The 19,917-nt window shown below is 60.6% G+C and carries 17 protein-coding genes; 8 read left to right on the plus strand and 9 right to left on the minus strand.

Annotated elements, in window-relative coordinates; all coding sequences use genetic code 11:
• Nucleotides 1-55: 55 nt before the first annotated feature.
• Nucleotides 56-262, minus strand: a complete 207-nt coding sequence (locus BM036_RS13175) for a hypothetical protein (protein ID WP_091853068.1) — start codon at nucleotides 260-262, stop codon at nucleotides 56-58.
• Nucleotides 263-548: 286 nt separating this feature from the next.
• On the opposite strand from BM036_RS13175, the gene BM036_RS13180 reads away from it, so the two are divergent.
• The 3 genes from BM036_RS13180 (at nucleotide 549) to BM036_RS13190 (ending at nucleotide 4,617) form a co-directional block, all read left to right on the plus strand.
• Complete coding sequence (locus BM036_RS13180) at nucleotides 549-1,994, plus strand: rhomboid family intramembrane serine protease (RefSeq protein ID WP_091853072.1); 1,446 nt, start codon at nucleotides 549-551, stop codon at nucleotides 1,992-1,994.
• Between the two features lie 290 nt (nucleotides 1,995-2,284).
• Nucleotides 2,285-3,463: an acyl-CoA dehydrogenase family protein gene (locus BM036_RS13185; RefSeq protein WP_091853075.1), complete on the plus strand. Its 1,179-nt coding sequence runs from the start codon at nucleotides 2,285-2,287 to the stop codon at nucleotides 3,461-3,463.
• 14 nt (nucleotides 3,464-3,477) lie between these two features.
• Entirely contained in the window at nucleotides 3,478-4,617 is a 1,140-nt protein-coding gene (locus BM036_RS13190; RefSeq protein ID WP_091853078.1) for an acyl-CoA dehydrogenase family protein, read from the plus strand.
• A 117-nt stretch (nucleotides 4,618-4,734) separates the two neighbouring features.
• Here BM036_RS13190 and BM036_RS13195 read toward each other — a convergent pair whose 3' ends face one another.
• The 6 genes from BM036_RS13195 to mnmH form a co-directional block, all read right to left on the minus strand.
• Nucleotides 4,735-6,189, minus strand: coding sequence for a hypothetical protein (locus tag BM036_RS13195; RefSeq protein WP_091853080.1), 1,455 nt, complete (start codon nucleotides 6,187-6,189; stop codon nucleotides 4,735-4,737).
• Nucleotides 6,190-6,325: 136 nt separating this feature from the next.
• Nucleotides 6,326-6,691: a histidine triad nucleotide-binding protein gene (locus BM036_RS13200; protein WP_091853084.1), complete on the minus strand. Its 366-nt coding sequence runs from the start codon at nucleotides 6,689-6,691 to the stop codon at nucleotides 6,326-6,328.
• Nucleotides 6,692-6,771: 80 nt separating this feature from the next.
• Entirely contained in the window at nucleotides 6,772-8,073 is a 1,302-nt protein-coding gene (locus tag BM036_RS13205; protein WP_091853087.1) for an FAD-dependent monooxygenase, read from the minus strand.
• Nucleotides 8,074-8,166: 93 nt separating this feature from the next.
• Nucleotides 8,167-8,730 carry an aminoacyl-tRNA deacylase gene (locus BM036_RS13210; RefSeq protein ID WP_091853090.1) on the minus strand — a complete coding sequence of 188 codons (564 nt, stop codon included), beginning with the start codon at nucleotides 8,728-8,730 and terminating at the stop codon, nucleotides 8,167-8,169.
• A 181-nt stretch (nucleotides 8,731-8,911) separates the two neighbouring features.
• The gene (locus tag BM036_RS13215) at nucleotides 8,912-9,760 is read right to left on the minus strand and encodes a mechanosensitive ion channel family protein (RefSeq protein ID WP_091853092.1); all 849 of its coding nucleotides are present in this window, start codon (nucleotides 9,758-9,760) and stop codon (nucleotides 8,912-8,914) included.
• A gap of 93 nt (nucleotides 9,761-9,853) precedes the next feature.
• Nucleotides 9,854-10,954: a tRNA 2-selenouridine(34) synthase MnmH gene (gene mnmH / locus BM036_RS13220; RefSeq protein ID WP_091853094.1), complete on the minus strand. Its 1,101-nt coding sequence runs from the start codon at nucleotides 10,952-10,954 to the stop codon at nucleotides 9,854-9,856.
• 138 nt (nucleotides 10,955-11,092) lie between these two features.
• On the opposite strand from mnmH, the gene BM036_RS13225 reads away from it, so the two are divergent.
• A complete protein-coding gene (locus BM036_RS13225; RefSeq protein WP_091853097.1) occupies nucleotides 11,093-11,770 on the plus strand; it encodes a class I SAM-dependent methyltransferase in 678 nt (225 codons plus the stop codon).
• A 527-nt stretch (nucleotides 11,771-12,297) separates the two neighbouring features.
• On the opposite strand, the gene BM036_RS13230 is transcribed toward BM036_RS13225, so the two are convergent.
• Nucleotides 12,298-12,684: a VanZ family protein gene (locus BM036_RS13230; protein ID WP_091853100.1), complete on the minus strand. Its 387-nt coding sequence runs from the start codon at nucleotides 12,682-12,684 to the stop codon at nucleotides 12,298-12,300.
• A gap of 79 nt (nucleotides 12,685-12,763) precedes the next feature.
• Here BM036_RS13230 and cysZ point away from each other — a divergent pair, with 79 nt between their 5' ends.
• The 4 genes from cysZ (at nucleotide 12,764) to crcB (ending at nucleotide 19,475) form a co-directional block, all read left to right on the plus strand.
• Nucleotides 12,764-13,522 carry a sulfate transporter CysZ gene (gene cysZ / locus BM036_RS13235; RefSeq protein WP_091853102.1) on the plus strand — a complete coding sequence of 253 codons (759 nt, stop codon included), beginning with the start codon at nucleotides 12,764-12,766 and terminating at the stop codon, nucleotides 13,520-13,522.
• A gap of 33 nt (nucleotides 13,523-13,555) precedes the next feature.
• Nucleotides 13,556-16,405, plus strand: a complete 2,850-nt coding sequence (gene rapA / locus BM036_RS13240; RefSeq protein WP_091853105.1) for an RNA polymerase-associated protein RapA — start codon at nucleotides 13,556-13,558, stop codon at nucleotides 16,403-16,405.
• 242 nt (nucleotides 16,406-16,647) lie between these two features.
• Complete coding sequence (locus BM036_RS13245; RefSeq protein WP_091853107.1) at nucleotides 16,648-19,095, plus strand: acyl-CoA dehydrogenase; 2,448 nt, start codon at nucleotides 16,648-16,650, stop codon at nucleotides 19,093-19,095.
• A complete protein-coding gene (gene crcB, locus BM036_RS13250; RefSeq protein WP_091853110.1) occupies nucleotides 19,092-19,475 on the plus strand; it encodes a fluoride efflux transporter CrcB in 384 nt (127 codons plus the stop codon). The genes BM036_RS13245 and crcB overlap by 4 nt, the downstream gene beginning before the upstream one ends.
• A gap of 66 nt (nucleotides 19,476-19,541) precedes the next feature.
• Here crcB and BM036_RS13255 read toward each other — a convergent pair.
• Nucleotides 19,542-19,917, minus strand: a 376-nt coding sequence (locus BM036_RS13255; RefSeq protein ID WP_143066614.1) for an integrase core domain-containing protein, incomplete at its 5' end; no start/stop codon positions are given.

Consider the following 19,917-nt stretch of genomic DNA (forward strand, 5'->3'; position numbering starts at 1 on the left):
GCCAGGTTAAACGTAAAGCGCCCGTAAACCCTGGAGGACCGGGCGCTGGTGTGTCTCAGATAACGCACGCGAGGGCTTCGGCCCCTCGCTCGGGCTGGCTCTCCTCCTGCCGGGGGTAGTACGGCAAGTCCGCAGTCCGGATGTCTGCCTCCCCATGTACGACCCTGGCCTGCTCCGCCGGGACCTGTGTTCTGGCCTGGGCTGCTTCGAGAGCTGCGGCGCGTGCAATCAGCTCCGGGCTATCCAGTACGAGTACGGTCATGTCGTAGTCCTTATCTCATTGGGTCAGGCTATTGTTCTTATTCCCGCATACTATCGTTGGTATCCGGGGGCTTGGCAATACCTTGTGGCCATTCACCCGGTTCGTTTCACCTGATTGAATGACATTGTTGTGACATCGGTATGACATGGGTCTCCTCCTTCTGGTTTGGACGCTGAAGTTTCGTCCGGTTTGTTGCCATGTCTTGCTATTACACCGGGAAATACTGGCGCCGCTATGGTAGAAACCGGTCTGACCAACGACAAATTGTGATGAAAAGTGGCCGTCGATGATTATCCTGCCCGCTGAACGGAAACTGGACTGGAAGCATCCGCCGTGGATGACCCTGGGACTGATGCTCGCCTGTCTGTTGGTGTTCCTGTTCTACCAGGCCAAGGATCCCCGTCTTATGGGGCAGGCCATCGGAACTTACCTGGATGCAAACCTGGATGAGCTGGAGCTCCCCCTTTACCTGGATTACCTGGAGCGTCAGCAGTTGCGGGGAGAGGCGGAGGCTGGAGACCGGCTGGAATACCTCAGGTTCCTTCAAGGCGAGGGCCAGCGGGCCGGGCTGGCGGCCGCGATTCTGAGTGACCGGGCGTTCATGGATTACCTGGTGGATGACCGGGAGCTGGTCATGAACAGCGTTGAACGTCGTTACTGGGCTGAGCACCGGCCTCCTATCCAGGCGCGCTTCATCGACCGGCTGAGCGCCAACGAGGCAGGCCTGATTCCCGCAGAGCCTTCCCTCTACCGGTTTATCACCTACCAGTTCCTTCACGGCGGCTGGGGGCACCTGATCGGTAACCTGGTCTTCCTGTTCCTGTTGGGTTACACCGTGGAGAAAGCCCTTGGGCCGGGCCGGTATCTGCTGGCCTATCTGCTGTGCGGAGCCGTTGCAGGGGGCGTGCACGGGCTGTTCCACTGGAACGAGCCCGTGGCGCTGGTGGGAGCGTCCGGCTCCATTTCCGGGCTGATGGGCATGTACGTGGCTTTCTACGGCCTGCAGCGAATCCGCTTTTTCTATTTCATCGGGGTGTATTTCAACTACTTCCGGGCACCGGCCCTGGTGATCCTTCCCGTCTGGCTGGCCAAGGAAATCTACGACTACGTCATGGCTGGCGCTACCGGTGTTGCGTACCTGGCCCATGCCGGTGGACTGGTGGCTGGTGCCGCCCTGGTGCTTTTGCTGGGCAGAGGCTGGTTCCAGGCCCGTGAGGACTTCTACGAGCCTGAGCAGGAGGACCGGGATGAGGCTTTCTCTGCGGACTACGCCCGCGCCCTGGATGCGGTTGCCCGGATGGATTTCGTCACTGCCCGCAAGCGCTTCGAAGCCCTGTGGCAGGCGAACCCGGACCGGCCTGTGGCGCTGGAGCATCTTTACCAGTTGGCCAAGCTGCGACCGGACCTGCCAGATTTCCGGGAGCGCACCGTGGATTTGCTACATACCTACCTGCGCCTGCAGCAGCTGGAGCACCTGGTGAAAACCTGGCAGGAATACCTGGACCTTGGAGAGAGCCTTCAGCCCCTTGACCCGGAGGACCATAACCGGGTGCTGTTTGCCGCCCTGCGTGGGGATGACCTCAAGGTCGCAGAAAAAGCCTTTGCCAAACTCCGTGAACGGGGTCCGCTGGACCAGGTGAGGGAGGCGGGACAGCTGCTGGCCGACGAGTTCACCAAGCGCCGGATGGCGCCCAAGGCCGACGAATACCGTCTGCTGGTCCGGTCTCTCTGAGTTCCTGCGTACCCTTGCGACTCCCCGCCTGGATTTCACGGGCCGTACAGTTGTGTATTGAAAATATAATTTCTAATCTTTTGTTTTATATGTATTTATAGAAAATCCGCCAAAATCTTTGCGTACAGGGGCATGACAGGCCGGCTCTGGATAAGGCATTATTCGGTCGGTTATCCGCTCCCGGTTTTTGCTGAGCGGAACAGAATTCCAACGTGACATCGGCAGCTACGCCCGAAAATACTCCTGGCCCGTTTCGAGGCCGCCCGCGTGCTGCCCCAAGGAGAACAAGCATGACTGATCTGGAAACCTTCCGTCAGGAAACCCGGGCATGGCTTGAAGAAAACTGCCCGCAGAGCATGCGATCCCCCTTCAAGAGCGACAAGGACGCTTGCTGGGGTGGCCGCAAATTCCAGTTCCAGAGTGAAGACCAGCGCCTGTGGCTGGAACGCATGGCAGAGAAGGGCTGGACCGCGCCTGACTGGCCCACCGAGTACGGCGGTGGCGGCCTGAGCCGCGACGAGCACAAGGTCCTGCTGGAAGAGATGGCCCGTATCCAGGCCCGGCCGCCCCTGAACAGCTTCGGTATCTGGATGATTGGCCCGGCCATTCTGAAATTCGGTTCCGAGGCCCTCAAGCAGCAACACCTGCCGCCCATCGTGCGTGGTGAGATCCGCTGGTGTCAGGGCTATTCCGAGCCGGGTGCCGGTTCCGACCTGGCGGGCCTGCAGACCAAGGCCGAGGACAAAGGCGACCATTTCATCGTCAACGGTCAGAAAATCTGGACCTCCTACGCCGACAAGGCCGACTGGATGTTCGCCCTGGTTCGCACCAACCCGGACGTGAAAAAGCAGGAAGGCATCAGCCTTGTCCTGTTCGATATGGAAACCCCGGGGGTATCCACTCGTCCCATCAAGCTGATCTCGGGTGAGTCGCCGTTCTGTGAAACCTTCCTGGACAACGTCCGTGTTGAGAAGGACCAGGTCGTAGGTGAAGTGGACAAGGGCTGGACCATCGCCAAGTACCTGCTGACCCACGAGCGCAGCATGATCGGTAACATGGGCAGCACCGCTGCGGGCCAGAAGACGCTGTCAGACCTGGCGGTGGACGCAATTGGCCTGGAAGATGGCAAGCTTGCCGACTCCATGCTGCGTACTGAAGTTGCCTCCTGGGTAATCGACTCCATCGGCTACGAGCTGACCGCTGAGCGGGCCCGGGACGAGGCCAAGTCAGGTCAGGGTGTGGGCAACGTGTCTGCGATGCTCAAGTACGCCGGCACCGAGCTGAACAAGCGCCGCTACGAGCTGCTGGTGGCCGCCTATGGCAGCGAAGGTCTGCTGTGGGAAGGTGACGAGCGGCCGGCCGGGGCGCTGCCGCAGCAGTGGCTGCGCACCAAGGGTAACTCCATTGAAGGGGGCACCACCGAGGTTCAGCTCAACATCATCGCCAAAAACATTCTCGGACTGGGCTAAGGGCGGAGACAATCATGCAAAAGCTTGTACTGACTGAAGAACAACAGATGCTGAAGGACGCCGCCCGAGGCCTGTTCAGCGAGCAGGCCCCGGTGTCCCAGTTGCGCAAATTGCGGGACGAGAAAGACCCGATGGGCTACGTACCGGAATTCTGGAACCAGGCCGTTGAACTGGGCCTGGCGGGCACCCTGATCCCGGAAAGCCACGGCGGTTCCGAGTTTGGCCACGTGGGCATGGGACAGGTGATGGAAGAGGGTGGTCGTACCCTGGCAGCTTCGCCGTTGTTTGCCTCCGGTGTGCTGGGCGCCTGCGCCCTGATGCTGGCCGGCAACGACAGCCAGAAAGACATCCTGAAAGGCATCGCCGACGGCAGCCACCTGGTGGCCCTGGCCATCGACGAAGCCGGCCGTCACCAGCCCCTGCGGGTAGCCACGAAGGCGGAGGCCCAGGGCGACAGCTTTGTACTGAATGGCAGCAAGACCTTTGTGGTAGATGGCCATATCGCCAATACCCTGATCGTTTCTGCCCGCACCAGCGGCGGTGAACGTGATGAGTCCGGTATCACCCTGTTCCTCGTTGACCCGAAGGCGGAAGGTGTGAGTGTTGAGCGCACCATTTTCCCGGACGGCCGCAACTACGCGAAAGTGACCCTGGAAAACGTCGCTGTCGGTGCCGATGCGGTGCTGGGTGACAAGGACCAGGCTGCCGGCCCGCTGCAGAGGCTGCTGGACATCGGCAACGCCCACCTGGCGGCGGAGCTGCTGGGGCTGTCCAGCGAGGCGTTCGATCGTACCGTGGCCTACATGAAGGAGCGCAAGCAGTTTGGCGTGTACATCTCCTCCTTCCAGGCGTTGCAGCATCGCGCTGCCCATATGTGGAGCGAGCTGGAACAGCTGAAGTCCATGGTGCTCAAGGCCTTTATGGCCCTGGATGCCAACGATGACCAGGCCTCCATGCTGGCCAGCGCCGCCAAGGCCAAGGCCAGCCAGGTGGCTGAACTGGTCACCAACGAGGGCGTCCAGCTGCATGGTGGTATGGGTATGACCGACGAGTTCGATATCGGTCTGTTCATGAAGCGTGCCCGTCCGGCACAGCTGTTACTGGGTGACTTCCGCTACCATGCCGACCGGGTGGCGAGCCTGAAGGGCTTCTGATCCCTGGGGCTCCTCCAAGTGGCTGTGGCGGTTGCCATGGCGCAGACACCTGAAGGAATAAAAAAGACGACAGGCCCGTTCCGGTCCTGTCGTCTTTTTTTGTAGCTGGTTACCGGGTTAGTCAGTCGCCGGTTTGAATGTCGCCCTGGGCTCCTTCAGAGGGTCCTGGTGCCGAGCCTGGTCCAGATAGCTGGCAATGTCCCCTTTGAGTTCGGGGTCAGAGGTGTGCCGCGCCGCAAACTGGAGGAAAGTCTCCGCCTTGTTCCACTGCCCGAAACCATTGGCCAGTATGCGTGCCACCAGGATATAGGCCGGCGCAATCTGGTCGCTGTCCGGAAAGCGTTTGTGGAAGTCCCTCAGCAGTTGCAGGGCCGCTTTTGGCTCGTGTTGCATGAACAGCAGGTCAGCACAGGCGACCGCCAGTTCAGGGTCCCCGGGCTGGAACTGCGGATCCTGCTGGCGCAGAAGGGTCAGCAGTGTTTTCATCTCCCGGTGACGGCGCAGGGTCACCATCCATCGCAGCAGCTTGCCGTGATGACGGCTCAGGGTTGCCCGGTCATTGCGGGCGAGGGCGAGCCGGTAAACCTGCGCGAGCCGGTTCGGGTTGGCCGGATCCCTTTTCAGGGATTCTTCCAGGATGCCGGTTACCCGGTCGTAGTTTCCTTCCTTGAGGTTCATGTCGATATCCGCATCGATACGGCGACTGCGGTCCCGCTGCGGGTCTGCCGAAGCCTCGCCTTCCTGGTAGTCACTGGCGAAGCCCAGTTCCTGCTGGTACTGGAATAGCAGGTATCCAAGCATGTGGAACAGGATCAGCATGTAGGTGCTGTTGAGAAAGCCTGTCAATGGCTGGGCAAGCAACGGGTCCAGGTGGCTGACGGCAAAGTCCTGGGCCGCACCGGACGCCATGGTCATAAGGATCAGAAAGCCGTACAGCAGGAAATAGGGCCAGCCAATGGCGGTGATCAGGGTAGTGAGGTTCAGCGGGTTCAGCGCGGCAAACACCGAATTTTCCATCGCCAGTACCATGATCGAGGCAGGCAGGGCCAGAATCACCAGGGCGCCAATCACCAGGCCGGGAATCGGTCCCAGCATGGCCGTGGCGAAGCCCACCAGCATGGCCATGGCGACAAACACCACCATCTGTTGCAGGCCGATGGCGAGGCCTTCACCGGACCAGGCGGCGGACACCGGTGGCGGCTTCATATGGCCTTCGGCGGTATGGCGAATCACCGCGTAGGTGTACTTGAACAGCACCAGGGCCAGCAATACGTAGGTGACCCAGCCCAGGATACCCTGGCCCAGGAAGATGGGCACGAGTGTGCAGAACGCGACTACCATCAGCGGATCCCGGTGAAACGGGTAACGGAAGAAAGCCGAGAGTCTTTGCCAGAAAGGTACCGCCTCGGTAGCAGCCCCAAGGTATCGCAGAGTGCGACCGCAGTGAGGGCAAAGCCCATGCTGACGACGGGGGTCGGCATCGGGCATGCAGCCGGAGCAATAGTGGATCAGGCATTCACCGCACACCCACTTGGCGGGTTCCAGGGGGTGGTAATGACAGTCGTTTTTCACAGCGTTGTTCCCGGCAGCACAGGGTCCAATGATTGCAGATCGGGAGGTTGTGGACCAAGGGCGTGCTGTAATCTGGTGGACGGGTGCCTGCTTGTGCTGGGTGGGAGCGGGGCGAATGAGCGCCCCGCGCCTGGGGTCAGGCCTGTTTCATCTTGTCGGTATAGGGGGGCCAGCCAAGGGGCTTGCCTGCCAGCAGGTGCAGGTGGATGTGGAACACCGTCTGTCCGGAGTTTTCACCGCAGTTCATCACCGTACGGTAGCCGTGATCCGCAAAGCCCATTTCCCGGGCCAGTTCCCCTGCCACCCAGTAGAGGTGGCCTACCAGTTCCCGGTCGTCCTTGCCAATATCATTGATGGTGGCAATGTCCTTCTTGGGAATGATCAACAGGTGTACCGGCGCCTGCGGGTTGATATCCCGGAACGCGAGACTGATGTCGTCCTCGTAGACAATGTCGGCCGGAATTTCCCGGTTGATGATCTTGCTGAAGATGGTTTCTGCCATGTCTGGGTCCTTTTTGTTTGCTGATGTTCTGGTCGTTGTGAATGCTTGTCGGGGTAATGCTGATAACTCCGGAGAGCCCGTTACCCGGCGGCTCGCCAGGGGGAAGGCAGGCGTTCCAGTAGTGCCCGCGCTGGCAAGGGCAGTCCTTCGTCGATGCCCATGGCGTATCGAGCCACCCGGTTGCGGGCAAAGGGCAGGCCCTGGGCCAGTCCCAGCCCGAGGTTGCGCACGGCCCACAGCGGAGTCCGGCGATTGCTGAACAGGTGGTAGAAGGCATCCATGGTCAGCATCATGCGCCGGTTGGCAGGCCGCCGCTCGGCTTCATACTGAGCCAGTAACTGTGGGTTGCCGGGGTCCTGGCCCTGTCGGCGGGCCTCGTCCAGCAGCGCCTGGAGGCAGCGGGCATCCTGGAAGCCAAGGTTTACTCCCTGGCCGGCCAGCGGGTTGATGGTATGGGCTGCGTCACCTACCAGCACCACACGGTCGTGGAAATAGGTATGGGCATGCTGGCGGGCTATCGGAAAGCTGGCACGGGCGGCTACTGCGGTCAGATCAGGAAGTTCTTCCGGGAATCCCGCCCGGACCCGGGCAATGAAGTCCTGTTCGTTGAGGGCCTTGAGCTCACTCAGAGCTGCGGGGTCGTCGTACCAGACCAGGGATGCCCAGCTTTCTCCCGGGTGGGCCGGGCCTGCGCTGTGCAGGGGCAGGAATGCACGGGGGCCGCTACTCTGGAAGGCCTGCCAGGTGATATCCGCAGGTGTGCCCCGGTAGCGCACGCTGGCCACCAGTGCCTGTTGCGCGTACTGGTCGCGGCTGACGCCGATTCCGGCCAACTGGCGTACCCGGGAGCCGGCCCCGTCCGCACCGATCAACAGGCGCCCGGTGACGGTCTGCCCATTATCCAGGGTTGCGGTGATCTGCTCCCCGGTGTCGGCCAGTGACTGAATGCCGGCGCCGCTGTAGAACGTAACCGTCGGCTGGCGGCTGGCCCGGTCCCAGAGCGCCTTCTGGGTCACCCGGTTTTCCACGATATGGCCCAGGTGGGACGTCTTGAGGTCCCGGGCAGAGAAGGTGGTTCTGGGGGGGCTGACGGGCATCAGTCGTGCGACCGGGTGCTCGGCGGCCTCCCAAACGGCCAGTCGGCGATAGGGGGTGGCAGCCATGGCGAGGATGTCGTCCCAGGCTCCCAGCTCTCGCAGGTAACGTTCACTGCCTGCACTCAGGGCGGAAACCCGGATATCCGGGTCATCCTCTGCCGAGAACTGCGGGGCTGCGCCATGGTCAACAAGGGCGATCTGGTGGCCTTGGGCCGCCAGGCCATTGGCAATGGCGGCGCCAACCATGCCGGCGCCGACCACGATGAAGTCGAAGGTCTGAGTCATATAGAAGTCCCTGGTCAGACCCCCAGTTTACGGACCTTGCCGGCACTGGCAAGCGATGGCTGCCCGGAAAGGTCCGGCGCTGGTGTCAGCGGTTCAGTAGCCGGCCAGCTCCCATCGCTCTATCTGGTCCTCTGAAGGCATGGGCTCTGCTTTCTGGCGCCTTTGCATCCACGCTGGCTTGCGGGCGCCCGGCCGGATAAAGCCTTTCTCTATCACTACCGGGTTTACCAGGGCCAGGAAGTCCGCCGTTTTCATGTGGATGGACTCTTCGTGGGAGCCAGCGGCAAATGCAATATCCGGCTGACGGGTCAGGGCTTCGCTGCAGTACACCGGCATATCGAACAGGTTACCGAAGGGGGGCATGGCCCCCACTTCGCAGTCGGGAAAACGGTCCTTGAATTCCATTTCGTCCGCCAGTTCGACAAAGTCGGTTTCCAGGACGTCACTGAGTCGTTCCCAGTGAATGCGCCAGGTGGCGGGCATGACCAGCATGGCCATCTTGCCATCAAGCTCGATGATCACGGTCTTGGCCACCCGGTCACCGGCGATGCGGCCATGGTGGGCAAGTTGCTGGGCGGTATAGGCGGGGGGGTGTCTGAGGGCGATGTAATCTGCCCCGGATTGATCAAGGAAGGCTTTCAGTTGTTTTCCCGGCATCGTGAACCTCCTGCCAGAGCGACGGTTTTGGCCGGATACAGAGTATGCACCGGCCAGCTTCGTTATTGGCTAGCTTAGCGGAGTGTGCGCGGATTGCGAGCTTCGGAATCTACGGAGTGTGATGGAGTACGCCTGCAAGGGGCAAACCAGCCGCCCCGGGGAGGGGCGGCCGAAGACCAGGTCAGTCGGCGTTTTTGGCGCTGTGCTGGTAGACGTGGACATCCCGTTGAGGGAAGGGTATGGATATGCCTTCCTGGTCAAAGGTTTTCTTGATCTTCTCATGCATGGCCCAGTACACCGGCCACAGGTCGTCGGTCTTGGTCCATGGGCGGGCGATGATGTTCACAGAGTTGTCGCCCAGGGAGCCAACGGCAATGGTGGGTGCGGGGTCTTTCAGCACCCGGTCGTCGGACTCGAGACAGCGCTTGATGATCTCCTTCGCCTTGTCGATATCATCCCCGTAGCCAATGCCGAAGGTCATATCGCAACGACGGGTATCGTAGTAGCTGACGTTCACCAGTGAGGCGTTGGCCAGGGCTCCGTTGGGCACGATGATACGGCGATTATCGAAGGTGTTGATGATGGTATAGAGAATGTTGATTTCATCCACTGCACCCAGGAAGCCTTGAGCTTCAATGGTGTCACCCACCTTGAATGGCTTGAAGATCAGGATCAGCACCCCGCCAGCGAAGTTGGCCAGGCTGCCCTGCAGGGCAAGACCGATGGCCAGGCCGGCGGCACCAATAATGGCGATGAACGAGGTGGTCGCGATGCCCACCATGGAAGCCACGGAAATCAGCAGCAGGATTTTGAGTACGATACCGACCAGGCCGCAGAGGAACTTGTTGAGGCTGGGATCCTTGGCCTTGAGGCGTGCGTCGAGCACATTGACCAGCCGGTTGATCAGCCACAGGCCTACCACCAATGTGATGATCGCCAGTATCACCTTGGGGGCGTACAGCATGATCATTTCGACGGCCATATCCAGCCATTCACCGGCCTTGCCGTTTTCGCCAAACAGGTCTTCCATTATTGTCTCCCGGTTTTTCTGTGTGTTCGAACGTGTAGGACGGAATCCGGCGGTGAATCCGTTGAGGCGGATCAGCTCCCCCGACTACATTCCCTAAGCGGTTTCCGCCAGTGCAGCCCAGTCCACCAGGTCCCGTGGGCCGCCAGCTGTCACAATGCGACCTGACTTCTGGCTGAGCTGGTAGTCATACATAGGATCATAATAGTCTGTAAGAAGCGACTTTATCCAATCATTGTGACCGGTGGGGTCTCCTGTCGCTGCCTGTTCGGTAAGGGCTTGTTCCATCACCTGGCGCAGGTGCTGATGCCGGTCGCCGCCCAGGCGCTTGTGGATTCGGTCCAGGGCGCTGAGCAGGTAATCCCGGAAGTTTTCCCAGCCAGCTGCTTCCCCGTCTCGCTCGCGGAACGCCTTGACCATATCTTCCACGTAGTCCTCGCGGATAATGTCGATACGCTCGTTAAGGGGGCGTTCCAGAATCAGCAGGGGTGCTGAGGACATGCGCTCACGCAGGTCCAGGGGCAGGGCGCAGCGGCCAACCAGGCGGCTTTCATCCTCCAGGTAGATGGGGCCGCCTTTTTCGGAGGCCTTGAGCATGGCGACCGCCAGGGCGTTTTCGAAGTCTATCTGTGACGGTTGGGGTGTCACCTGGCGGCCGAAGCTGGAGCCCCGGTGATTGGCCAGGCCTTCCAGGTCTATCGGGTTGGGCATCTCGTGCAGCACCCGTGTCTTGCCGGTACCGGTACGGCCACTGATGATATGGAAAGTACCCGAGCGGACGATATCGTCCAGGGTATCGATAAGGAAACGGCGCAGGGCCTTGTAGCCGCCCTTTACCAGCGGGTATTCAATACCGGCTTCCCGCATCCACTGCTGGGTCAGGCGTGAGCGCAGGCCACCCCGGAAACAGAACAGATAGCCCTCCGGATGTTCAAGCGCAAACCGCTTCCAGGCGGCGATCCGCTCTGCCTTGATATCGCCGGCAACCAGTTGGTGGCCGAGCCGGATGGCTTCATCCTGGCCTTTTTCCTTGTAGCAGATACCAATCCGGTGGCGCTCCTCGTCGTTCATCAGGGGGGCGTTCACAGTATTGGGGAAACTACCCCGGGCGAATTCCACCGGTGCGCGCACATCCATCAGGGGAATGTCGTTGAGGAAAAGTTCGCGGTACTGGTCGGTATCTGGTCGGGTGCTCATGCCTGGAAGACGTCGTCCGTAGTGGTCATAAAAGCGCAAGTATAACGGATCGGGTGCGGTCCTGTCGTGAGCGCCTCCCGGGCTGAAAACCGGCGTTGGCCGTGTAAAATGCCGCTTCTGAGCCACAGAGGAACTGTCATGGATATCGATGATTACACCATTCCTGCCGGTCTGGTCGGGGCCATCCGCCGGACCCTGCCCCGGGGCCGGCTGGCGGTATCGCGCCCGGCGGGCTGCCCATCACTGGCTTTATACCTGTTTGACCCGCAGGTGCTGCAAGGCCCGCTGAGCCACGACGAGGCCCAGGCGGTGGTAGCGGAGCCGGCTTATTGGTCATTCTGCTGGGCTAGTGGCCAGGTGCTGGCCCAGTGGATTCTGGACCATCCGGAGCAGGTTCGTGGGCGCCGGGTACTGGACTTCGGCTCTGGCTCAGGCATCGTTGCGGTGGCCGCTGCCAAGGCAGGCGCTGACGAGGCCATCGCCTGTGACCTGGACCCGGATGCCCTGGCCGCCACCGAGGCCAATGCCGCCCTCAACGGGGTAAGGGTAACGCTTTGTGATGACTGGCACCGGCGCCCTGCGGGGCTGGACCTGATTACGGCGGCGGATGTGCTTTATGACCGGGACAATCGTCCGTTCCTGCAGATGTTTCGCGAAGCGGCAGGTGAGGTGCTGTTGGCGGACTCCAGGGTTAAGGACCTGGTGGAGCCAGGCTATGAGGTATTGGATATGGTGGCCGCGACTACCTGGCCGGATCTGAATGAGTTTGAAGAGTTCAACCAGGTGCGATTGTACCGATCCGGGAGTGATGGCTGAAAAAGAAAAGGGCAACCCATCTGGGTTGCCCTCGTCGGAACAGGTCGTGGCTTCCATGCTCTTTCGCAACAATCCGGTTGCAAATCTTTCCCTGGCCATCTCCTTGGCGCCAGCATCCGGGCCGGCGATCCGTGTTAGGTTTTCCCTTAAGCCTGCTATCCGTTGAATCCGTGCTTCCCCTCAAACTCCTTGCGAGGGACATCCAATAAGTCTTCCTCTTCCTTGTCATCCTTGACGGTTCCCACTATACCCCTACAAAAATTTACAGCGTATGACCAAACCATGATGGTTCTTTCACAAAACGGTATCAGGAATATTTAACACTTTTTAAACAATGACATACGATTATTGATCGGGGTTTTGGCTTTTTTGCCCACCAGAAGTTCCGGCAGTTTCCTACGTCAATGTAGGAAATATCGCACACGGAATCGGGTTAATCTCTCAAGGCTGTTTATCGGAGCTCTACGGATATTCCTGGTTATGGCGCAAACTGCGTCAACCAATCCGCCGCTTGATTGGACAAGTGCTCAGGTTTCCAGTCGGGAGCCGGTCAGTCTTACAATCAGGGCAAGCAACGCATAGCCAATGAGTATGCCAGCCACATCCGCCATTACGTCCAGTACCGCAAAATCCCGCCAGGGAGTGATCGCCTGTCCCAGTTCCAGGGCAATGCCATAGCTGGCGAGTACCACAAGGGGCACCATCAAGCCGATCGACGGCCACCCCAGCCGGGCCAGTATTGCCAGCACCATAAACGCCAGCAAGTGGTTTGCCTTGTCGCTGGCAGCGGAGGGGATGGGGTAGGGCTCGCTGGTGAAACCCAGCCATGTGATGGCAATCAATGCCATGCAGAACAGGGCGCGCCAGAGGGTTTGCAACGCGAGCAGTTTGTGAAGGGGTTGTGGAAGTCGCATACCGGGTCCGGCTGTGGTGTTACTGGCATCATGATATGCTTTGCGCCCCTTCACTGCCATGTGTCATGAGGCTGCAAGCATGTTGCAAGGTAATTTTTTCCGGGGTCTGGGTTATCTGGGCGAGGGCTTCGGCCTGATCCGGCAGCCAGGGCTGAGGCTGTTTGTCGTTGTGCCGCTGATCCTCAATCTGCTGTTGTTTATCGCTCTGGTCTGGCTGATGGCGGAGGGCTTTGCGGTGATGATTGCCACCGTCATGGCCTGGTTGCCTGACTGGGCCTGGTTGCAGGCCATCGACTGGTTGTTCTGGCTGCTGTACGGCATCGTCATTCTGCTGATGTTTGCCTATGGCTTTGTGATCATGGCCAACCTGATCGGTTCCCCGTTCTATGGGTTCCTTTCGGAGCAGACCGAAAAATACCTCACTGGCCAGGAGGTCAGTGAAGATGGCGGCTGGGTCCAGATTTTAAAGGACATCCCCCGGGCGCTGGGCCGGGAGGTTCACAAGATTGTCTACTATATTCCGCGGGCCTTGCTGTTAGTCATTATCGGGTTGATTCCGGTAGTCAACCTGGTTGCGGCGGTGCTCTGGTTTGCCTTCAATGCCTGGATGATGTCCCTGCAATACGTGGACTATCCGGCGGACAACCATCGGGTCAGTTTTGGCGCCCTGCGTCAGCGCCTGGCCGCACGACGGCTGAGCGCCCTGGGCTTTGGTCTGCCGGTGGCGTTGCTGGCCATGGTGCCGGTGGTGAACCTCTTTGTCGTGCCCGCAGCGGTTTGCGGGGCCACGGCGTTCTGGATACGCGAGCCTGATCCCACCAGGATCACTCGCACGTAACTGATCATTAAAATCTGAAGTTCTGGAGGATTCTTGGAAGCACCTGCTTTTGCGGTTGGCCAACGCTGGGTCAGTCACTCCGATGCGTCACTGGGCATGGGTATAGTCACCGATGTGTCTGGCCGAACGGTTACCCTCGGTTTCCCGGCGGCGGATGAAGAACGCACCTACGCGATCGATAGTGCCCCCTTGTCCCGGATTGCTTTCCACATGGGGGAAGAGATCGAGACCTTTGATGGCCAGGTACTGACCGTACAGGCGGTGGAAGAGGTCGGCGGGGTTCTGGTTTACCACGCTGCCGATGGTAATGGTGACCTGCAGGAAATCTCCGAGGTACGGCTCGCCAGCCAGGTCAGCTTTTCTGCGCCCCACCAACGACTGTTCGCCGGCCAGTTTGATCGCAATGGTGCGTTCCGGCTGCGCCTGGCCACCCTGGAGCACCAGGACCGGCTGTCCCGGTCACCGGTTCAGGGACTGCTCGGGACACGTACCCAGCACCTGCCCCACCAGCTCTATATTGCCAACGAAGTGGCCCGGCGGTTCGCCCCACGGGTGCTGCTGGCGGATGAAGTGGGGCTGGGCAAGACCATTGAGGCCGGGCTGATCCTGCATTATCAGCTCCATGCCGGCCTGGCCCGGCGGGTGTTGATCGTGGTGCCGGACTCGCTGATCCATCAATGGCTGGTGGAAATGCTGCGCCGCTTCAACCTGCGTTTCTCCATCGTGGATCACTCCCGCTATGAGGCCTTGTCAGAACCGGACCCGGAGCTGGAAGAGGAGGTGGCCCAGGCCAACCCCTTTGAAGAGAGCCAGCTGGTGTTGTGTTCGCTGGACTTCCTGACCAGCCATACCCTGGCCCAGCGTGACGCACTGGCGGCAGGCTGGGATCTGATGGTTGTGGACGAGGCCCATCACCTTGGCTGGCAGCCGGGCCGCCCGAGCCGGGAGTACTCTACGGTGGAAAGCCTCGCCGAGGAAACCCGGGGCCTTTTGCTGCTCACCGCCACACCGGAGCAGGCCGGTGAAGAAAGCCACTTTGCCCGCCTCAGGTTGCTGGATCCCGCTCGCTTCCATGACCTGGAAGCCTTCCGCAAGCAGGAAGCCGATTATCAACAGGTCAATGACGTGGTTCGGGCACTGCTTGAGTCAGGTGAAGTGCCTGGCCCTGACCGACAGGCCATCTTGCGGCAGTGGCTCGGGGATGACCTGGAGGGGTTGCTGGCGGCCGGTGATCCAGTGCAGGCCATTGTCGATGCCTTGCTGGATCGCCACGGCACCGGCCGCGTGTTGTTTCGCAACACCCGTGCTTCGGTCAAGGGTTTCCCCCGGCGGCAGCTGCATACTTACCCTCTGCCATGTCCCGAGCTGTACCGGAAGGAGGGGGATGTTACCGGCGAGGCGGGACTGACCCCGGAAGTCGGCTTTACGGACGAACGTTGGCTGGCGGAAGATCCGCGAGTGGCCTGGCTGGAGCAGACCCTGAAAGGCCTGAAACGGGAGAAAGTGGTGGTGATTTGCGCCCACGCCGAAACAGCCATGGCCCTTGAAGAGTACCTCCAGTTACGGGCGGGCATTCGCAGTGCTGCCTTCCACGAACACCTGAGCCTGATCGAGCGGGACCGGGCTGCCGCCTATTTCGCCGAGGATGAGCAGGGTGCCCAGGCACTGATCTGCTCTGAAATTGGCAGCGAGGGCCGGAATTTCCAGTTTGCCCGCCACCTGGTGCTGCTGGACCTGCCCGCTAACCCGGACCTGCTGGAGCAGCGTATCGGTCGGCTCGACCGGATCGGACAGGGCGAGTCTATCGACATCCACGTGCCCTACCTGGAAGGCACCAGTGGCGATGTACAGTGGCAGTGGTTCCACGAAGGGCTCAATGCCTTCGAACAGAGTTGTGCCATTGGCGTAGCGGTGTTCGACGAGGTTCGCGAACAGTGGCAGGCGGTTATGGCCGGCGATACGGCCGGGTTACGTGACCTGGTTGCCCATACATCGAGGCTTGCGGCGGAGCTGCGAGAACGCCTGGAAAAAGGTCGGGATGCCCTGATTGAACTCAACTCCTGTCGCCGTGACCGTGCGGACGCACTGATCGAGGCAATCGAGGAGGAAGAGGCGGATGCCCGCCTGCAGGACTATGTGCACACCGCCTGCGACATTTTCGGAGTGGATGTGGAAGAGCACTCTGAGGGCGCGGAGATCCTCAAGCCCAGCGAGCAGCGGCACTCCGGGCAGCTGGAGTTGGTGCCCGATGACGGCGTTACTGTCACCTACAGCCGCGAAAAGGCACTGAGCCGGGAAGATATGGCGTTCATGAGCTGGGAGCATCCCCTGGTTACCGGTGTCATGGACTCGGTATTGGGTTCCGGGCTGGGCAAGGCGGCGCTCGCGACCATGTCGGTAAAGGGGTTGCAGCCCGGCACGGTCATGCTGGAGGCCGTCTTCATCGTGCATTGTCCGGCGCCGGAGCGGCTGCAGTTGTCCCGGTACCTGCCATTATCTCCGGTGCGGGTGCTGGTGGACGTCAACGGCCGTGACCTTTCAGCCGTGCTGCCCCATGACCGTCTCAACGGCCTGTGTGCCAATATTCCCCGCCGTACGGCGCAATCGGTGGTGCCACGGATCCGGGCAGAGGTTGAAACCATGGTGGACCATGCCCGGGCGCTGGCGGAACCGGAGTTCGAGCCGGGCCGGGATGCCGCCCTGAGTCGGGTAAGGGAGCTTCTGCAACCGGAGATTCAGCGCCTTGAGGCATTGCGTCGTCATAACCCGGCCATCCGTGAGGAGGAAATAACCTTTTTCCGGGATCAACTTGATGCGGCGGAAACCGCCATCTCACGTGCCGAGCTGTCACTGGAGGGGATCCGGGTGGTGGTTACTGCATGACGGGGCTGGCCAGGTACCATCCGTTCCGGTAATTTGGGCGTAAGATCATGCAAGGCCGGGGCTTTTGTGGTGGAGCCTGCCGCAAGTCCTGGCAGCGTGCTTAGCCTGAACGCGCGCCGCGTAGAGGTATCCGAAAACAAGCAAGGATGGCCGAGCAGGCCTCACACACTCAATTTGAACCACGGAACCGCCGCGACCTGACATCGCCGGTTTCCCGTTCCGGAGGATGAAAGAGAGCGCCTATGATGACCCTGATACTGTTTGTACTGGCCCTCACCGCACTGCTGATGGTGATGCGCCGCGAGGCCGGCGCCAAACCCGCCATCATTGTGATGGTTGTGTTCGGCTTGCTGTCATGGATCTTTGCTTCCGGCTGGCTCACCCTGCTGCTGTTTGCGGGTGCCGTGGCAACCGCCGCCGCCGGCTTGCCGCAATTCCGTCGCAGCTGGTTGACGCCGCGGGTGTTCGCCATGTTCAAGAAGGTGGCCCCCAAGGTTTCAGACACCGAGCAGGTGGCCCTGGATGCCGGCACCGTGGGCTGGGACGGCGAGCTCTTCACCGGGCGCCCCGACTGGCACAACCTGCTGATTAACCGGAACACCGGTCTGACGGAGGAAGAGCAGGCTTTCGTGGACAATCAGTGTGTGAAGGCCGTGTCCATGTGTAACGCCTGGGATGTTGCCGTAGAGCGCGCTGACCTGCCGGCGGAATTGTGGGAGTACATCAAGAAGGAGAAATTCCTGGGGATGATTATCCCGAAGGAATACGGCGGCCTCGGTTTTTCCGCCAAGGCCCAGTCGGCGGTGCTACAGAAGCTGGCCGCCAATGAGGTGCTGATGGTATCCGTGGGCGTACCCAACTCCCTGGGCCCCGGTGAACTGCTGGTCAAATATGGCACCGAAGAGCAGAAAGACCACTACCTGCCACGCCTTGCGGATGGCCGGGAGATCCCCTGCTTTGGTTTGACCGGGCCCCGTGCCGGTTCGGATGCCACGTCACTGCCGGATACCGGCATCGTCTGCAAGGGGGAATATAACGGCAAGGAAGTGCTGGGCCTGAAGCTCAACTTCGAGAAACGCTGGATCACCCTGGCGCCCATTGCCACGGTTGTGGGCCTGGCCTTTCGTATGTTCGATCCGGATGGCCTGCTGGGCGAAGAGAAAGACCTGGGCATCACCTGCGCGCTGATACCCCGGGATACCGACGGCATGGAAATCGGCCGTCGCCACTGGCCCATTGGTAGTCCCTTCATGAACGGGCCGATTGTGGGCAAGGACGTATTTATTCCCCTGGACTTTATCATCGGTGGTCCGGAAATGGCTGGCGAAGGCTGGCGGATGCTGGTGGAATGCCTGTCCGTGGGGCGCTGTATCACCCTGCCTTCCGGTGCGGCGGGTTCCGCCGCGACCTCGGTCGGTGTGGCCGGTGGCTTCACCCGTGTGCGTCGCCAGTTCAATACTCCGGTTGCGGATATGGAAGGCGTCCAGGAAGCCCTGGCCCGGATTGCCGGCCAGTGCTACATCGCCCAGTCGTCAGTCTTGCAGACCGCCAACATGATCGATAATGGCGAAAAGCCAGCGGTCCCGTCGGCCATCCTGAAATATCAGCTCACCGAGATGCAGCGTGCCGTGCTTACCGACGCCATGGATGTTCACGGTGGCAAGACGGTCACCCTTGGCCCACGTAACTACCTGGGGATCGGCTTCTCGGGCTCGGCGGTGTCCATTACCGTCGAGGGTGCCAATATCATGACCCGCAGCCTGATGATCTTCGGTCAGGGTGCCATCCGCTGCCATCCCTATGTGCTGAAAGAGCTGGCTGCGAAGGCTAAGGATGATGAAAGGGCATTCGACGAGGCGTTCTTCAGCCACGCCGGCTTGATCTTCGGCAACGCCGCCCGGGCGTTCACCCAGGCTCTCGGGCTTGGCAAGGCGGAAGTGCCCTTCGACAGTACCGCCCGTCGCTATGCCCAGGGCGTGGCCCGCTTCAGTGCGGCCTTTGGCCTGTGCTCCGATGCCGCCATGACGACCCTGGGTTCTCAATTGAAAATGCGGGAGCTGATCTCAGCCCGCCTGGGTGACATGCTGGCCAACCTCTACATGGCCTCCATGGTGCTCAAGCACTGGCACGAGACCCAGCCGGTTGAAGGCGAGGCCGACTTGCTTGAATACAGCATGGGCCTGCTGCTTCATCGCACCGAGAATGCCCTGGACGAACTGCTGCAGAACCTGCCCAACCGGGCGGTCGCGGTGGCTCTTCGTATGGTCACCATGCCCCTGGGACGTCGCTGGGACAAGCCCCACGACGACCTGACCCGCCGGGTAGCCCGGGCCATATCCACCGACACTCCGGTGCGTGCCAAACTGCTGATGCCGGTCTGGCATACCGAGGGTGACGATAAGGAAAACCCGGTGGCGCGCTATAACAGCCTGCTGAAGGATTATGACCGGGCGGAAGGCATCTATCGCAAGGTGGGCAAGGCCGCTGCCAAGGGTGAGCTACCAGGCCAGGCCCTGCACCCGGAAGAGCAGTTCGAGGCAGCGTATCAGGCCGAGATTCTCAGCGAAGAAGAAATCACTTTCATGCGAGAGTACGAGAAGAACGTGCTCGATATGCTGACAGTAGATGACTTCCCGTTCGACGCCCTGGCCATGGACAAATCCACTCTGATTGACCACAACCCGGCATGACCGGCTGGGCCTTCCTGGCAGTAAGCGTTGGCGCTGTGATCGGCGCCAACCTTCGCTGGGGCCTGAGTCTCTGGCTCAATGGTCCGGGGCATGGGCTGCAGGGAGGGACGCTGCTGGCTAACCTGGCTGGAGCGGGTCTGGCGGGATTCTTTATCAGCTGGTTCAGCCACAGTTCGCTGTCGCCCGAATGGCGGCTGTTGGTGATTACCGGGCTGTGCGGGGCGCTTACCACCTTCTCGACGTTTTCACTGGAATTGATGGGTGCCCTGCAGTCGGGCAAGTGGCTGGTGGTGCTGGCCAGCGTTGCCGTGCATGTGCTGGGTTCCCTGGCCATGGTGGCGGTGGGAATGTGGTTGTTCGGGCTCTGGCGGCCGGTCTGACAGGGTGGCCAGGAAAGGTCTGGAATCGGCCAGGCTATGGGCAATACAGGAATTCAGTGACCCGTCCTAATATACGTTGACGGTTTTTGTTGAAGCCAGCGGCCTAGGGTTGCTGGCTTTTTCATGCACCTCTTGGGGCGTTTTCATGCCGAGACTGAGGTGTGGCCTGTAGGTATTATAGGCAGCAATGGACTCCTTGATCAGTACACCCAACTCGGCAAAGGTTCGACATCGGTTGATAAGAAACTCTTGCTTGAGGATGCCGTTGATCCGTTCAGCAAGAGCGTTCTGGTAGCAATCATACCCATCGGTCATCGATGGCCGAATCTGATGTTTCCGTAGCACGCTTTGGTACAGAGAAGAGCAATATTGGAGGCCTCGATCCGAATGATGTATGAGGGGCTGATCGGTCATACGGTGACGGACTGCCTGGTTCAACGCG

Origin of the sequence: Marinobacter segnicrescens (assembly GCF_900111555.1) — a bacterium.
Classification (GTDB): domain Bacteria; phylum Pseudomonadota; class Gammaproteobacteria; order Pseudomonadales; family Oleiphilaceae; genus Marinobacter; species Marinobacter segnicrescens.

Coding starts and splice junctions, on each gene's coding strand:
- BM036_RS13175 (WP_091853068.1), bottom strand. CDS start 262: ATGACCGTACTCGTACTGGATAGCCCGGAGCTGATTGCACGCGCCGCA.
- BM036_RS13180 (WP_091853072.1), top strand. CDS start 549: ATGATTATCCTGCCCGCTGAACGGAAACTGGACTGGAAGCATCCGCCG.
- BM036_RS13185 (WP_091853075.1), top strand. CDS start 2,285: ATGACTGATCTGGAAACCTTCCGTCAGGAAACCCGGGCATGGCTTGAA.
- BM036_RS13190 (WP_091853078.1), top strand. CDS start 3,478: ATGCAAAAGCTTGTACTGACTGAAGAACAACAGATGCTGAAGGACGCC.
- BM036_RS13200 (WP_091853084.1), bottom strand. CDS start 6,691: ATGGCAGAAACCATCTTCAGCAAGATCATCAACCGGGAAATTCCGGCC.
- BM036_RS13205 (WP_091853087.1), bottom strand. CDS start 8,073: ATGACTCAGACCTTCGACTTCATCGTGGTCGGCGCCGGCATGGTTGGC.
- BM036_RS13210 (WP_091853090.1), bottom strand. CDS start 8,730: ATGCCGGGAAAACAACTGAAAGCCTTCCTTGATCAATCCGGGGCAGAT.
- BM036_RS13215 (WP_091853092.1), bottom strand. CDS start 9,760: ATGGAAGACCTGTTTGGCGAAAACGGCAAGGCCGGTGAATGGCTGGAT.
- mnmH (WP_091853094.1), bottom strand. CDS start 10,954: ATGAGCACCCGACCAGATACCGACCAGTACCGCGAACTTTTCCTCAAC.
- BM036_RS13225 (WP_091853097.1), top strand. CDS start 11,093: ATGGATATCGATGATTACACCATTCCTGCCGGTCTGGTCGGGGCCATC.
- BM036_RS13230 (WP_091853100.1), bottom strand. CDS start 12,684: ATGCGACTTCCACAACCCCTTCACAAACTGCTCGCGTTGCAAACCCTC.
- cysZ (WP_091853102.1), top strand. CDS start 12,764: ATGTTGCAAGGTAATTTTTTCCGGGGTCTGGGTTATCTGGGCGAGGGC.
- BM036_RS13245 (WP_091853107.1), top strand. CDS start 16,648: ATGATGACCCTGATACTGTTTGTACTGGCCCTCACCGCACTGCTGATG.
- crcB (WP_091853110.1), top strand. CDS start 19,092: ATGACCGGCTGGGCCTTCCTGGCAGTAAGCGTTGGCGCTGTGATCGGC.